At 62.3% G+C, this 14761-nt stretch carries 13 protein-coding genes; 8 read left to right on the top strand and 5 right to left on the bottom strand.

The features are described 5' to 3' along the window. The first annotated feature begins 75 nt into the window (after positions 1 to 75). From ilvD to EBS_RS13690, 3 genes are read left to right on the top strand one after another with little or no spacing between them, the layout of a single operon-like run. A complete protein-coding gene (ilvD, locus tag EBS_RS08815; RefSeq protein WP_043108304.1) occupies positions 76 to 1935 on the top strand; it encodes a dihydroxy-acid dehydratase in 1860 nt (619 codons plus the stop codon). Between the two features lie 23 nt (positions 1936 to 1958). After that, positions 1959 to 3290 (top strand): SLC5/6 family protein, encoded by a 1332-nt coding sequence (locus EBS_RS13695; protein WP_052199447.1) that lies wholly within the window; start codon positions 1959 to 1961, stop codon positions 3288 to 3290. Between the two features lie 8 nt (positions 3291 to 3298). Beyond that, positions 3299 to 5308 (top strand): PAS domain-containing hybrid sensor histidine kinase/response regulator, encoded by a 2010-nt coding sequence (locus EBS_RS13690; RefSeq protein ID WP_052199446.1) that lies wholly within the window; start codon positions 3299 to 3301, stop codon positions 5306 to 5308. Between the two features lie 38 nt (positions 5309 to 5346). Here EBS_RS13690 and EBS_RS08805 read toward each other — a convergent pair whose 3' ends face one another. Beyond that, the gene (locus tag EBS_RS08805; protein WP_043109573.1) at positions 5347 to 5991 is read right to left on the bottom strand and encodes a response regulator transcription factor; all 645 of its coding nucleotides are present in this window, start codon (positions 5989 to 5991) and stop codon (positions 5347 to 5349) included. 260 nt (positions 5992 to 6251) lie between these two features. On the opposite strand from EBS_RS08805, the gene EBS_RS08800 reads away from it, so the two are divergent. The 5 genes from EBS_RS08800 to EBS_RS08780 all read left to right on the top strand — a co-directional run bounded on the left by EBS_RS08800 (position 6252) and on the right by EBS_RS08780 (position 11376). Further along, entirely contained in the window at positions 6252 to 7595 is a 1344-nt protein-coding gene (locus EBS_RS08800; RefSeq protein ID WP_052199444.1) for a substrate-binding protein, read from the top strand. A gap of 111 nt (positions 7596 to 7706) precedes the next feature. Next, positions 7707 to 8702 carry a branched-chain amino acid ABC transporter permease gene (locus tag EBS_RS08795; protein ID WP_043108303.1) on the top strand — a complete coding sequence of 332 codons (996 nt, stop codon included), beginning with the start codon at positions 7707 to 7709 and terminating at the stop codon, positions 8700 to 8702. Between the two features lie 9 nt (positions 8703 to 8711). Next, positions 8712 to 9839 carry a branched-chain amino acid ABC transporter permease gene (locus EBS_RS08790; protein ID WP_043108302.1) on the top strand — a complete coding sequence of 376 codons (1128 nt, stop codon included), beginning with the start codon at positions 8712 to 8714 and terminating at the stop codon, positions 9837 to 9839. Beyond that, positions 9836 to 10615, top strand: coding sequence for an ABC transporter ATP-binding protein (locus EBS_RS08785; RefSeq protein ID WP_043108301.1), 780 nt, complete (start codon positions 9836 to 9838; stop codon positions 10613 to 10615). The genes EBS_RS08790 and EBS_RS08785 overlap by 4 nt, the downstream gene beginning before the upstream one ends. Continuing rightward, positions 10612 to 11376 carry an ABC transporter ATP-binding protein gene (locus EBS_RS08780; protein ID WP_043108300.1) on the top strand — a complete coding sequence of 255 codons (765 nt, stop codon included), beginning with the start codon at positions 10612 to 10614 and terminating at the stop codon, positions 11374 to 11376. Before EBS_RS08785 ends, EBS_RS08780 begins: the two co-directional genes overlap by 4 nt. Positions 11377 to 11577: 201 nt before the next feature. Here the strand turns inward: EBS_RS08780 and EBS_RS14780 are convergent, their stop codons facing one another. The 4 genes from EBS_RS14780 to EBS_RS08770 form a co-directional block, all read right to left on the bottom strand. Beyond that, positions 11578 to 11802, bottom strand: a complete 225-nt coding sequence (locus EBS_RS14780) for a transposase (protein WP_052199443.1) — start codon at positions 11800 to 11802, stop codon at positions 11578 to 11580. A 436-nt stretch (positions 11803 to 12238) separates the two neighbouring features. Then, positions 12239 to 12958, bottom strand: coding sequence for a hypothetical protein (locus EBS_RS13685; protein ID WP_148307715.1), 720 nt, complete (start codon positions 12956 to 12958; stop codon positions 12239 to 12241). Between the two features lie 268 nt (positions 12959 to 13226). Next, entirely contained in the window at positions 13227 to 13655 is a 429-nt protein-coding gene (locus EBS_RS14290) for a DUF3592 domain-containing protein (RefSeq protein ID WP_171816224.1), read from the bottom strand. Between the two features lie 322 nt (positions 13656 to 13977). Next, on the bottom strand, positions 13978 to 14511 hold the full coding sequence (locus EBS_RS08770; RefSeq protein WP_043108296.1) for an NYN domain-containing protein: 534 nt from the start codon (positions 14509 to 14511) through the stop codon (positions 13978 to 13980). Positions 14512 to 14761: the final 250 nt, after the last annotated feature.

Raw genomic sequence — 14761 nt, 5'->3', positions numbered from 1 at the left:
GTCCTTGCCCTTGTAGGAGGCCCGTCCCCGGGCCGATAATGCCCTTCTTACCCAACCCGTTCTGGAGAGTCTGGCATGCCGCAGTATCGTTCCCGCACCACCACTCACGGTCGCAACATGGCCGGCGCCCGCGCGCTGTGGCGCGCCACTGGCATGAAGGAAGGCGATTTCGACAAGCCCATCATCGCGATTGCCAATTCCTTCACCCAGTTCGTGCCCGGGCACGTGCACCTCAAGGACATGGGGCAACTGGTGGCGCGCGAGATCGAGAGGGTCGGGGGCGTGGCCAAGGAGTTCAACACCATCGCGGTGGACGACGGCATCGCCATGGGGCATGGCGGCATGCTCTATTCGCTGCCCTCGCGCGATCTCATTGCCGACTCGGTCGAGTACATGGTCAACGCGCACTGCGCCGATGCATTGGTATGCATCTCCAACTGCGACAAGATCACCCCTGGCATGCTGATGGCCGCGCTGCGCCTGAACATCCCGGTGATCTTCGTCTCAGGCGGACCCATGGAGGCGGGCAAGGTGCGGCTGGCGAGCAGGGGCGAGATCAAGCTCGACCTGGTGGATGCCATGGTTGCCGCCGCCGACGACCGCGAGACGGACGAGGAGGTCGAGCAGATCGAGCGTTCCGCCTGTCCCACCTGCGGTTCCTGCTCGGGCATGTTCACCGCCAATTCCATGAACTGCCTGACCGAGGCGCTGGGGCTCTCGCTGCCGGGTAATGGCTCGTTGGTGGCTACCCACACCGAGCGCCGCGAGTTGTTCCTTGAGGCGGGGCGGCGCATCGTCGAGCTCGCAAGGCGCTATTACGAGCAGGACGACGAGACGGCGCTGCCGCGCAACATTGCCACCTTCGAGGCCTTCGAGAACGCCATGGCGCTGGACATTGCCATGGGCGGCTCGACCAATACCGTGCTGCACTTGTTGGCCGCGGCGCACGAGGCCGGGGTGGACTTCACCATGAGTGACATCGACCGCATGAGCCGCAAGGTGCCGCACCTGTGCAAGGTGGCGCCCTCGACGCCGCAGTACCACATGGAGGACGTGCACCGCGCGGGTGGGGTAATGGGTATCCTGGGTGAGCTGGACCGAGCCGGACTCGTCCACCGTGACGTACCCACGGTGCACGCGCCCTCGATGGGCGAGGCGCTGGAGGCCTGGGACATCCGGCGTGATCCCGACGAGACGGTGCGCCAGCGCTACCTGGCCGGCCCGGGCGGTGTTCCCACCCAAGTGGCCTTCAGCCAGAGCGCACAATGGCCGGATCTGGACACCGACCGCGCCAATGGCTGCATCCGCGACCTGGAACATGCCTATTCACGCGATGGTGGGCTGGCGGTGCTCTACGGCAACCTCGCCGAGGACGGCTGCATCGTCAAGACCGCCGGGGTGGACGAGTCCATCCTGGTGTTCTCGGGGCCGGCGCGCATCTTCGAGAGCCAGGATGCGGCCGTGGAGGCCATCCTCGGCGACCGCATCCAGCCGGGCGATGTGGTCATCATCCGCTACGAAGGCCCCAAGGGTGGGCCGGGCATGCAGGAGATGCTCTATCCCACCAGCTATCTCAAGTCCAAGGGGCTGGGCAAGGCCTGTGCCCTGATCACCGACGGGCGCTTCTCGGGCGGGACCTCGGGGCTGTCGATCGGTCACTGCTCGCCCGAGGCGGCCGAGGGTGGCAACATCGGTCTGGTCGAGGAAGGCGACACCATCGAGATCGACATCCCCAATCGCCGTATCCGCATCGCGGTGAGCGACGAGGAGTTGGCGCGGCGGCGCGCGGCCATGGAGGCGCGCGGGGAGGCAGCCTGGCAGCCGTTGAACCGGGAGCGTTCGGTGTCGCAGGCGTTGCAGGCCTATGCGGCACTGACCACCTCGGCGGCGCGTGGTGCCGTGCGCGACCTGTCGCAGCTGCGGTGCAAGTCCTGAGGCGGGTCTGCTGAGGCGGGGCCTTGCTTGGCGCCGAGCTGATCGTCGCGGTCGTCGCCCTCTACCTGGGGGTGCTGTTCTATATCGCCTATCGTGGCGATGCCCAGCCCGAGGGCCACGTCTCGCGTCATCAGCCGCTGATCTATACCCTGTCGCTGACCGTCTACTGCACCTCCTGGACCTTCTTCGGCGCGGTCGGCAATGCCGCCCAGGGTGGCTTTTCGTTCTTTGCCATCTATCTGGGGCCCATCCTGGTATTCGTGCTGTTCGCGCCCTTCGTCAAGAAACTGCTGCGCGTGGCCAAGCGCCAGAAGGCGACCACCATCGCCGACTTCATCGCCAGCCGCTATGGCAAGAGTCACCTGGTGGCGGCGCTGGTGACCCTGATCGCGCTGCTCGGCACGCTGCCCTACATCTCCCTGCAGATCAAGGCGGTGGCCAGCGCCTACGACGCCCTGGGCCCTGCGGGTTCCTCCGCACTGCCGTTGTTGCCCAACCTGGACACCGCCTTCGTGCTGACCCTGATCCTGGCGGTGTTCGCCATCCTGTTCGGCGCACGCACCATTGATGCCACGGTGCACCACCGTGGCATGATCCACGCCATCGCCTTCGAATCGATCATCAAGTTGGCGGCCTTTTTGGCCATCGCGGTGCTGGCCTGGCATCTGCTGACCCGCCTGGCGGCCACGCCCGACCGGCTCGCCGCCCTGTCCATGGCTGCCGCCCCTTTCCGTGACTGGACGCTGGATACCGGTTTCCTCACCCGTACCCTGCTGGCGGCCGCTGCCATCCTTTGCCTGCCGCGCCAGTTTCACGTACTCGCGGTGGAGGGGCGGGGCAACGAACTGCCGTTCGCGCGCTGGGGCTTCCCGCTGTACCTGCTGCTGTTCAGCGTCGCGGTGATTCCGATTACCGCCGCCGGCCTGCAGCTGTTGGGGAACAGCGGCAACGCCGACCTGTTCGTGCTGTTCCTGCCGTTGCGCACCGATCACGAGCTGCTCACCGTGCTGGCCTACCTGGGGGGCTTTTCGGCCGCCACCGGCATGGTGATCGTCTCCACCCTGGCGTTGAGCACCATGGTCTCGAACGACCTGATCTTCCCGCTGATGGTGCGTTACGGACGACGTTCCGAAGGACAGGAGCTGCATCGCCGTCTGTTGCTCATCCGGCGCCTGACCATCCTCGGCCTGATGCTGCTGGCCTATGGCTACTACCTGGCAGGCGGTAGCGGCAAGTCGCTCTACAGCATCGGCCTGTTGTCCTTTGCCGCGGCCATCCAGTTCCTGCCGGCACTGGTCGGAGGGCTGTACTGGCGGCGCGCGCCCTGTTCGGCTGGTCTTTCGACGACTACCTGACCCACGGGGTGTTCTGGAGCCTGGGCGCCAACCTGGTGCTCTATGTGCTGGTGTCGCTGCGCGCGCGGCATTCCTTCATCGACCGCCTGCAGGCCTCGGCTTATGTCGACCTGCACGAGGCCCCGCACGAGCGGCCCGGTCATCGCCTGCGGGTGGCCGACCTGTTCGAGCTGTGCAGCCGTTTCACCGGCGAGGAGCGCACCCGCCATTTCTTCCTGGAACAGGGCTGGGATCCGGCGCGTCAGCACAACGAGCGGGTGACCGACGAGCTGCTGCGCCAGGCCCAGCACCTGCTGGCCGGCAGCATCGGCACCGCCACCGCCGGGCATCTGGTGGAGACCGCACTGCGCGGCAGCGTGGACGAGGGACCGGACAATCTCTACCGCCTGCTGGATACCGCCGGTCAGGCCCTGCAGTTCAACCGCGAGATCCTGCAGGTGACGTTCGATCACATCGGCCAGGCGGTGAGCGTGGTGGACATCGACCTGCGTCTTCTGGCCTGGAACCGGTTGTACCTGGAACTGTTCGAGTTTCCGCCGGATTTTCTCTATGTGGGCAAGCCGATCGAGGAGGTGATCCGTTTCAATGTCACGCGGGGCCTGGGGCCGCTGCTGGAAGGGTCTGTGGAGCAGAATGTGCGCAAGCGCCTGGATTTCCTGCGTCATGGCCGGCCCTATACCTATGTGCGCGAGTGGCGCGATGGCCGGGTGATCCAGACCCAGGGGGCGCGCCTCCCGGATGGAGGGTTCATCACCACCTTCACCGACATCACCGCGATCAAGGCCGCCGAGCGCGAGCTGGCGCGGGTCAACGAGAGCCTGGAATCCAAGGTCGCCGAACGCACCCGCCGCCTGTCCGAGCTCAATGCCCAGCTCGAGGAGGCGACGCGCAGCAAGTCCCGCTTTCTGGCGGCGGCCAGCCACGACCTCACCCAGCCGCTGGGTGCTTCCAAGCTGTATCTGGGCGCGCTGTACGAGGACCTGGCGGGCGACGAGCGCCAGGCGCTGGCGCGCAACGCGCTCTCGGCCCTGTCCTCGGCGGAGAACCTGCTGCGCGCGCTGCTCGACATCTCCAAGCTGGATGCGGGCGCCATGCATCCCGAGATCACCGAGTTCCCCATCCAGCCGCTGTTCGACGTCCTGTACAACGAGTTCTCGGTGCTGGCTCGCCAGAAGGGGCTGAACCTGCGCATCCGCGGCAGCGAATGCGGTACCCGCTCGGACCGCAACCTGCTGCGCTCCATCCTGCAGAACTTCCTCTCCAATGCCATCCGCTACACCAGCGAGGGCAGTATCCTGGTGGTGTGCCGCCGCGCCGGTGCCGACGCCATCCGCATCGAGGTACGCGATTCCGGGCGCGGCATCCCGCCGGACAAGCTGGAGGCCATCTTCCGCGAGTTCCAGCAGCTCGATCACGCCACCGAGGGTGTGGGCCTGGGACTGGCGATCTGCGAGCGCATGGCCGAGCTGCTGGGGCACCGCCTGCAGGTGCGTTCACGCGAGGGCGAGGGCAGTACCTTCAGTGTGATCGTGCCACGTGTCCAGGTGGCCGAGCGTCCGGCCCGTGCCGGCGACAGCCGAAGTTTCAAGACCCGCTGGCTGGAGGGTCGACGCATCCTCTGCGTGGACGACGACCCCGACATCCTCGAGGCCACGCGCACCGTACTCGAACGCTGGGGCGGGGAAGTGCGTTGCCTGGACAGCGCCGAGGCCTTCCTCGATGCCGCCGAGGGCCAGCCGGTGCATGACATCGTGCTCATGGACTATCGTCTGAACGACCGGACCTATGGTCTGGATCTGCTGCATCATTACCGCGCGCGTCACGGCGATGGCTTCCTGGGTGTGCTCATCACCGCCGAGCAGGACCCGGCGGTGGAGCACACTGCGCTGGAGGCCGGTTTCCAGTTCCTCGCCAAGCCGGTGGAGCCGGCCAAGCTGCGCTCGGTGCTGCATGCGGCCATGCTGGGCCAGAGGCAGGAATCGGCCTGGCAACGGCAGGAGGGAGGGGCTTCCCGGTAAATGCGTCTTCTCGGCAAGGGAGGTGCGCGTGCCGGGGCTCAGTCGGTCACCCTGGGGTCCGGCAGGTCCAGATCGCGTGTGGCGAGCACCGCCTGGGTGCGGTTCTTGACCTTCAGCTTGCGGAAGATCTCGGTGAGGTGCGCCTTGACGGTCGCTTCGGTGACCGACATGATGGCCGCCATTTTCTTGCTCGGCTTGCCGTCGCGCAGCAGGGCCAGCACGCGCAACTGGGCCGGGGTGAGGGTCTCGACCAGGGTGTGGATGTCTGCGGGCGTTTCGTCTTCCGAAGCGCCCAGTTCGGGGAACCACATGTCGCCGGCCAGCACCGCCTGGATGGCCTCGGCCATGCGTTCCATCTCCAGGCTCTTGGGCACGAAGCCGCTGGCACCACACTGCATGCTCATCTGCACTACCTTGCCGTCGTCATAGGCCGAGATGATGAGGATGGGCAGCGAGGGATATTGCTTCTTGAGCAACAGCAGGCCGTCCAGGCCGCGGGTGTCGTCGAGCTTGAGATCCAGCAGCACTAGGCTGGGCAGGGCGTTGCCGGACAGGGTCGCGCTGAGCTGTCCCAGGGTCTCGACCTGGGTGACGCACACGCCCGGGATGCTGCGCTCCAGCAAGTGAGTCACGGCGTCCCGGAACAGGGGATGGTCGTCGGCTACGATGATATGTGTACTCATGATCTTCCGTATCTGCAACCGGTGCCGGCCGGTGAGGCGCCGTTCCGCGATTATGGTGCCACGGGGGGCTTTCGGGATATTCGACTAAAGTCTAATTGTTCGCCGGCCTGCCCGTTGCCATAGTCGCGCGGTGACACCGTGAAGCTGCGCGCCGTCCCACGGGGCGACTCCCGCCGCACGGTGTCGGACGCGTCCGTGCAAGGACCACCATCTCAGCGGCGTCCCGTGGCGGGCCGGCAGAACCGGGAGGATTGCAGAACATGTCTGACGACAACAAGAAGTTCGGGACCTTGTCCCGCCGTGGATTCCTCAAGGCATCCATTGCCACCGCAGCGGCCGCCGCTGCCCCCACCATCCTGATCCGCAACGCACACGCCTTCGTCAACGAGCCCAAGGGGGCGACCGTGACCCTGGGCTTCAACGTGCCCCAGACCGGCGCCTACGCCGACGAGGGTGCCGACGAGCTGCGCGCCTTCAAGCTGGCAGTCAAGCACCTCAATGGCGAGGGCGACGGCGGCATGCTCAACACCATGAAGCCGCTCAGCCTGAAGGGCAACGGCATCCTGGGCAAGAAAGTGGTCTATGTGACCGGTGACACCCAGACCAAGTCCGACGCGGCGCGCGCCTCGGCCAAGCGCATGATCGAGAAGGACGGTGCGCTGATGATCTCCGGTGGTTCCTCCTCGGGCGTGGCCATTGCGGTGCAGTCGCTGTGCCAGGAGGCGGGCGTGATCTTCATGGCCGGCCTGACCCACTCCAACGACACCACCGGCAAGGACAAGCGCAAGCACGGTTTCCGCCACTTCTTCAATGCCTACATGTCCGGTCAGGCGCTTGCCCCGGTGCTCGCCGAGGAATATGGCACCGACCGCAGGGCCTATCACCTGACCGCCGACTACACCTGGGGCTGGACCCAGGAAGAGTCGATCAAGAACGCCACCGAGGCGCTGGGCTGGAAGACCGTGGCCACGGTGCGCACGCCGCTGGGCGCCGGCGACTTCTCGCAGTACATCACCCCGGTGCTCAACTCCGGCGCCGACGTGCTGATCCTCAACCACTACGGCAAGGACATGGTCAACTCGCTGACCCAGGCCGTGCAGTTCGGTCTGCGCGACAAGATGGTCAACGGCAAGAAGTTCGAGATCGTGGTGCCGCTGTTCTCGCGCCTGATGGCGCAGGGTGCGGGCGATGCCATCAAGGGCATCCTGGGTTCCACCAACTGGAACTGGTCGCTGACCGACGAGGGCTCCAAGGCCTTCGTGAAGTCCTTTGGCGCCGAGTACGGCTTCCCGCCGTCGCAGGCTGCGCACACCTGCTACGTGCAGACCCTGCTGTATGCCAACGCCTGCGAGATGGCCGGCACCTTCAATCCCTGCGGCGTGATCGAGGCCCTCGAGGGCTTCAAGTTCGACGGCATGGGCAACGGTCCGACCGAGTACCGTGCGGCCGATCACCAGTGCTTCAAGAACGTGCTGGTGGTGCGCGGCAACCAGAACCCCACGTCGCAGTTCGATCTGCTCGAGGTGGTGAAGGAAGTGCCGCGTTCCCAGGTCGAATATGATCCGAAGATCTTCGGTGGCGAACTGGGCAGCTGCAACGCCTGATCCACCGTCCGGGGCCGGTCGCCTGTCGGCCGGCCCCTCGTCCGAGTGACGCACGAGTTTGCGATGGCCTGATGTTCTTCAGGTCATCTTTTTCTGAAGAAGACGATATCTATGGAAGCGATCCTGCTGCAGATCCTCAATGGCCTGGACAAGGGGGCGGCCTACGCGCTGATCGCGCTGGGACTCACCCTGGTGTTCGGCACGCTGGGCGTGGTGAACTTTGCGCACGGCGCCCTGTTCATGATGGGCGCCTTCGTGGCGGTGGGAGTACAGAACCTGCTGACCATCTCGGCGCGGGTGCGCGATACCAGTATCACCTTCTTCGAGGCCTACAAGGAGACACCTTACCTGGAGTTGTGGTGGGGCGATGTCGGGCGCACCATCATCGACTATGCGGTGCCCATCTCGGTGATCGTGGCCATTCCGGTGATGCTGCTTGTTGGCCTGGCCATGGAGCGCGGACTGATCCGCCACTTCTACAAGCGTGACCATGCCGATCAGATCCTGGTCACCTTCGGTCTGGCCATCGTGCTGCAGGAGATCGTCAAGGGCTTCTTCGGCGCCAATCCCATCCCGGTCAATGCGCCGCAGGTGGTGGCCACCAGCGTGGACATCGGTTCGCTGTTCGGGCTGGAAGGCATCACCTATCCCTGGTGGCGCCTGATCTACCTGGGCTTCTCGCTGGCAGTCATCGGCGGGGTGTTCGCCTTTCTGCATTTCACCACCTTCGGCATGGTGGTGCGGGCCGGCATGCACGACCGCGAAATGGTTGGCCTGCTGGGTATCAATATCCAGAAGCGTTTCACCATCGTGTTCGGCCTGGCGGCGGTGGTGGCCGGCGTGGCGGGCACCATGTACACCCCCATCCTGTCGCCCGACTATCACATGGGCATGGAGTTCCTGGTGCTGTCCTTCGTGGTGGTGGTCGGCGGCATGGGCTCGCTCCCTGGCGCGGTGGCCGCCGGTTTCCTGCTGGGCATATTGCAATCCTTCTTCTCGATGAACGAGATCAAGGCCTACCTGCCGGGCATCGACCAGATCATCGTCTACCTGGTGGCGGTCATTATCCTGCTGGTGCGTCCCAAGGGCCTGCTGGGCAAGGACTGAGGTATCGACATGCAAACCATCGTCGCATCTTCGCGAGCACGAGACATCCTGCTGCTGGCACTGTTCTCGGTCGTGGTGCTGACCGCGCCCTTGTGGGCGACGACTATCGGCGCCGGCTACCCGGACCTGCTGCAGAAGTTCGCCATCTTTGGCCTGTTCGCCATCGGCTACAACCTGCTGTTCGGGCTCACCGGCTACCTGTCCTTCGGTCACGCGGCCTTTCTCGGTGTCGGTTCCTACGCCACCGTCTGGTCGTTCAAGCTGCTGACCATGAATGTGATCCCGGCGGTGTTGCTGGCGGTGGCCATCTCGGCCCTGTTCGCGCTGGTGATCGGCTTCCTCAGCCTGCGCCGCACCGGTATCTACTTTTCGATTCTCACCCTGGCCTTTGCGCAGATGTCGTACAACCTGGCCTATTCGGTGCTCACCCCGATCACCAATGGCGAGACCGGCCTGCGCGTGCTGCGCACCGATCCGCGCGTGCTCGATGCGGCCCTGGGCGTGCAGGTTGAAGGCTCGCCGCTGGCCGACCTGTTCGGCGTCACGCTCACCGGCTACAGCGGCTTCTACTTCTGCGCGGCCCTGTTGATCCTCGGCTTCTGGGTGTCGCTGCGCATCTTCCGCTCGCCCTTCGGCATGAAGCTGGTGGCGATCAAGAGCAACCAGACGCGCATGGAGTACACCGGGTTCAATCCGCGGCCCTACCTGCTGAGCGCCTTCGTGATCTCGGGCATGTATGCTGGCCTGGCCGGTTCGCTGATGGCCATCGTCGATCCGCTGGCCGGCGCCGAGCGCATGCAGTGGACCGCCTCGGGCGAGGTGGTGCTGATGACCATCCTCGGCGGGGTGGGGACCCTGATCGGCCCCATCATCGGTGCGGCCACCATCAAGTATTTCGAGAACATCTTCTCGTCGTTCAACGATCAGGTGCTGCAACAGGCCTTTGATTTCCTGCCCGGCTGGCTGGCAGACTTCATGGTCACCATCACCTCGCCCTTCGTGGGTGACGGCTGGCACCTGACGCTGGGTGTGCTCTTCATGGTCATCATCATCTTCCTGCCGGGTGGCATCATGGAGGGCTTCCGGCGCATCGCCGGGCTGTTTGGCCGCAAGCCGGCGGAGGAGGGCCACGCATGAGCGAGACTTCGCGCAACATCGTCCTGTCCATCCGCGGGGTGAACAAGACCTTCGGGGGACTCAAGGCGCTGTCCAACATCGACCTCGAGATCGAGGAGGGCAAGACGCACGCCATCATCGGGCCCAACGGGGCCGGCAAGTCGACCCTGCTCAACACCTGCATCGGTCGCATCCGCCCCGACAGCGGGAGTATCCGTTTCCTCGATCACGACCTGACCGGCGGCGACATGAAGCCGCACGACATCAACCAGCTCGGTATCTCGCGCGTGTTCCAGACGCCGGAGATCTTTCCCGAGCTGTCGCTGCTGAACAACGTGATGATCCCGGCCTTTGCGCACAAGGAGGGGACCTTCCGTTTCAACCCATTCTCGGCCCTGCGCAATGAAAAGGCCATCGAGGAAGAGGCCATGAGCCTGCTCGAGGACTTCGGCATGGCCGATCAGGCGCACCATCATGCGGGCAACCTGTCGCGCGGCAACAAGCGGCGCCTGGAGCTGGCGATGTGCCTGATCCAGCATCCCAAGCTGTTGCTGCTCGACGAACCCACCGCCGGCATGGCGCGGCACGATACCAACCGCACCATTGAACTGCTCAAGAAGATCAAGCAGAGCGGCATGACCAAGGTCATCATCGAACACGACATGCACGTGGTGTTCAGCCTGGCCGACCGCATCAGCGTGCTGGCGCAGGGCGCCATCATCGCCGAGGGTGAGCCCGACGAGATCAAGGGACACCCCAAGGTGCGCGAGGCCTACCTGGGGAGTGCAGAGATATGACTTTCACCACCAAGCGAGCACCCAAGACCCCGCCGATCAAGGCGCGCGGCCCCTCGCCGGCCTTTTTCTCGGCCTGGGAGCTGCACAGCTACTACGGCGAGAGCTATATCGTGCAGGGGGTGAGCTTCGACATCCGCGAGGGCGAGATCCTGGCCCTGCTGGGCCGTAACGGCGCCGGCAAGACCTCCACCCTGCGTACCATTGCCCGGGTGGAGGCGCCCGAGATGAAACACGGCGAGGTCTGGCTGGATCACCAGCCGATACACGAGATGGCCTGCTGGCAGGCCGCGCGCGCCGGCATTCAACTGGTGCCCGAGGACCGGCGTATCATCCCCGGGCTCACCGTCGAGGAATCGCTGGACCTGGCGCAGATCGCCCCGCCACACGGCTGGACCAAGGAGCGCATCTACGAACACTTCCCGCGCCTGGCCGAGCGTCGGCAACAGGAAGCGGTCACCCTCTCGGGCGGCGAGCAGCAGATGCTGGCCGTGGCCCGCGCGCTGGCGCGCGATGTGAAGCTGTTGCTGCTCGACGAGCCCTACGAGGGCCTGGCGCCGGTCATCGTGCAGGAGATCGAACGCATCCTCGAAGGCATCCGCGAGCTCGGCATCACCACCATCATCGTCGAACAGAACGCCATCGCTGCCCTCAACCTGGCCGATCGCGCGGTCATCCTCGACATGGGGCAGGTGGTGTTCGACGGCACCGCCCAGGAAGTCCTCGACAACCACGAGCTGCGCGAGGAGTACCTGGCGATCTAGGGAGCCCGCGAAGGACCGCGGACTCGACTTCACGGGTAACGTCATACACCCGGCACAGGGGATCGATGCCGGGATTTCCCCGATTCTGCCCCATGAATTCGAAGATTACCCTCTTCGTTTCGAACAGAATCCGGGGGGTCTTCTCACGAATTCATGCTCCCGCTATAGCCGGGCATGCTCCCGTTCCACTGTTGCAGCCGCTTAAAGCCCCGCCGCGGCCCCAGGGGCAATGGATTTCTTCACATTCCCCTGCAGTTTGTCTTCCCGGTATTCCTTGCGCCATCGTGACAACATGAAGGGATGGATGTTCGGTTCGGTCGCCACGTCCTTGACCTGAATTTCAGGCCGGTGGCCGCGCCGCGCCGCCGTCACCTTGAATTCCTTACGGTACTGATGAACCCTTCTTGGCCCCTTGATCCCGGGCATTTGTCACCTCCTTTTCGTTAGCTGGAGGTGTCAACTCTTTCGGGGGAGACCTGGGCGCCCTGGTGCGGATTCTTGTTGGGCGACATTCGGTCAACGACTGCATTTCCCGATGAACTCATTGTTCTCCAACTGGTCGAGTAGAGCCGTTGCCAGGGCTGCACGTGCGATACTTGAACTGAGGCCGGTATTCAGAACGGTGCCTATCTTGTAACGGCCTGTCTCCGGGTTGTCGACTACCTGATATCCGCGTTGACCTGCCTGCTCGAGCAAGGAAAGCCCCGTACCGCCTGTGCTCCCAAACACTGCAATTCTCATTTTTCCCCTCTCTGGTTATGGCGAGAGCACTCCTTTGCCGCCCGATGTCGCAGATCAGCGATGCCAAAAGGCAGAGCGAGGAACAATCGGCGCCTTGTGGCGTCCGAGTGAATCCTCCTTGTTATGCATTGCCATCCATCGCAGATCTCGTGGCAAAGGCAATAACAACAATGCCGACAATAACCAGAAAGACGATAAAGAGTGCAAGCTTTCTGGAAATCGCCACATGATCGCCGACTTGTTCTTTCTCATTGCTGACGGTTTTGAAAGCCTCCAGGATGGAGAAAAAATCAGAGGAAGAAAGGCGGCTGAACCTGTCAGCTCTATTGTTAACAGTGATCGAGGCATCGAGTCTGGCGAGACCGGGAATATTTCCCCCAAGTCCATGGCATATACAATAAAATAAGAGATTCCGCATATCGCTGAAACAATGAATGCCCATTTTCTGTCCTTCAGGACAAAGTAGACAAGCAGGATGCTGATTATGCCCAATGAGGTGAGGAATGTGTTGAATGCCAACAATATTGCTGGATTGATATGCGCAAAACTTCTTGTTTCCACTGGTCCGCCAGGGACAAGTACACCCAGCAAGACGACAGACAGGAGTAAAAGCGCCGATACTGTGTATTTGTTCCTGATTTTCATGGATACCTGCCGTATTGAAATGATGCACGACGCCAACCCTGGCGGTATGCGTTGGTGTGTCCGCTGAAGTGAACTGTCGGATGCCGTTTGTCAACCGCCTTTTCGTTGGTCGAATGCCTTTTTCTGTGCGGCAATGAACAAGTGGACCGCCCTTCATTGCCCGAAAGTCGTTGGGGACAGAGATTTCACCAGGCATCAGATCTCCTCGTGGAGATATGGAAAGCATGAAGGTATTCTCTGAATGGGTGTCTGGTTCACGTGAAAGCCATCCGCTGGAAATATGTTTTCCGTATTTTTTTTGATCTGTACCTTCCAGGATATACTCCGTTCCATCTCCGATTTTTTGACCTGAGCTATCCAGGAGCTGGAGAAGCCGTGACCTTCTCTGTTGCCCGATTATCCGAAGACTAAACTCAGTCGCTGCTGCGCAGCGCTAAGGAATAGCGATCAGGTGAGGTGGTTTGTCACGCTTTTCTTCGCTCAAGCCAATACCCAAACAGGGAAAACCCAATGAAAGCCATGCCAGCAAAGCCAACAAATATCACGGAGTGAGTGTCATCTGTCCTGAGGACAGATTCGGAAGGGTCATCTGGGTTGTAAAAGACATATACGTGCTCGCCCTTCCTGTAGGACAATGGCTTGTTCCTGCTCGAAATCACCATACCAAAATAAATTCTATCATTCTCATGTATCTTTCCATCAACTTGGTATGAATAAGATACTTTTTCAGAAGTTGTTGATGGTTTGCTTCCTGCCAGAACAAATGAAGACGATTCTATTGTTCCATCTGCTCGCGGCCAACTCTGAGCGTTGAGCATTTTTATTCCGGCGAGCAGGTCGACTCCAAGAAGGCAAGCGCCAATCAAGAAGAATATTCCCAAGAGTGATTTCAATGCCATCTCCGTCGTTTTGTATCCCGAATTCGGGAGGAAAACAGGGGGCAGGCCAGGCTTACTCGTCATGATGTGCAGAAAACCACCAACCTGCTGCCTCCTTCCATTTGTGAGAATGACCGGTTTGCCAGGTGTTACCCGTCTATTGAGTATGGCCGCAAGCTGTTCCTGAGAACGAGAAATCGTGGTCGATCCCCTATTATTTCCGCGGGTTGTACTTGCACTCGAGTCTGGCCTGCCGACTCCTGACGGCAAAGGCTCGCCTCCCCCCCCCCTATGGGGCACAGCGGAATGGCGATCGGGCAGGGCACGTTGCCATGTGCTACTTCTTGAACGCATCCCAGTGCTCGTCGAGCCAGATCACCTTGTCGGCATAGGATTGAAGATCGGGAGACAAGCTCTCCGGGAATCCTGAAATCCAGATTTCCTTGTGGAGTTCTTCCTTGGCAAAGGCAATGGCATCTTCAAAATCGCCATCGCCGGCGGACAGAATCAATCGGGAGTACTGGTCCTGTGCCGCCAACTTTACGATCAAGGTCGCAATCCCGACATCAACCCCCTTTTGCACCGGGCGATCAAACGAGTGGTTGCAGTTGGGACATTGATGATGCATGTCCTTCAGCTTGTACAGCTTTACCCGCATCTTGGGCCCCCGGGGAGGAGCCGTCTTCAGCCATGAGTGGAACGAGTCCTGTGCATCGGTCGGCGGATAGGGTGTTGAATTGAGGTAGAACGATTCGGCAAAGGTTCCCCCGCATTCCGATTCCAGCAATTCCTTCAGCTTCAGATAATCAAACTTTCCCGGACAGGCTTTTATCAGATACCCGGCATCGGCGATCCAGACTATTCTGCTCACTTCTATCCCCTCAGGTTGTCAGCTCCCGCGTAACCAGGTCCCTCTGGGCCGGGAACGGTTATCTTGGCTCGAGCGCTGATCGACGCGTGCGTTGGCAAGGAGGGGCAGGATAAGCGACATGGCCGCGACCATCCATACCAAGGTCTGAATCAACCCGGCCTCGGGTCGCCATTTGTGTAGCTGACTTGCGGCATTGCCAGGCCAATGGCCTGATCGAGTGCTTCCAGTCCGGATGTTTCACCAACATCCC

It is taken from the genome of endosymbiont of unidentified scaly snail isolate Monju (genome assembly GCF_000801295.1).
In the GTDB taxonomy this organism is placed as follows: Bacteria; Pseudomonadota; Gammaproteobacteria; order Chromatiales; family Chromatiaceae; genus MONJU.
This window is presented reverse-complemented; position numbering and strand designations above follow the sequence as displayed.

Bases quoted from the DNA above. Each gene is read 5' to 3' on its own strand.
- EBS_RS13685 (WP_148307715.1), bottom strand. From the start codon at position 12,958: ATGCCTGGTGAAATCTCTGTCCCCAACGACTTTCGGGCAATGAAGGGC.
- EBS_RS08805 (WP_043109573.1), bottom strand. From the start codon at position 5,991: ATGAGTACACATATCATCGTAGCCGACGACCATCCCCTGTTCCGGGAC.
- EBS_RS08785 (WP_043108301.1), top strand. From the start codon at position 9,836: ATGAGCGAGACTTCGCGCAACATCGTCCTGTCCATCCGCGGGGTGAAC.
- EBS_RS08780 (WP_043108300.1), top strand. From the start codon at position 10,612: ATGACTTTCACCACCAAGCGAGCACCCAAGACCCCGCCGATCAAGGCG.
- EBS_RS14780 (WP_052199443.1), bottom strand. From the start codon at position 11,802: ATGCCCGGGATCAAGGGGCCAAGAAGGGTTCATCAGTACCGTAAGGAA.
- EBS_RS08790 (WP_043108302.1), top strand. From the start codon at position 8,712: ATGCAAACCATCGTCGCATCTTCGCGAGCACGAGACATCCTGCTGCTG.
- EBS_RS08795 (WP_043108303.1), top strand. From the start codon at position 7,707: ATGGAAGCGATCCTGCTGCAGATCCTCAATGGCCTGGACAAGGGGGCG.
- ilvD (WP_043108304.1), top strand. From the start codon at position 76: ATGCCGCAGTATCGTTCCCGCACCACCACTCACGGTCGCAACATGGCC.
- EBS_RS08800 (WP_052199444.1), top strand. From the start codon at position 6,252: ATGTCTGACGACAACAAGAAGTTCGGGACCTTGTCCCGCCGTGGATTC.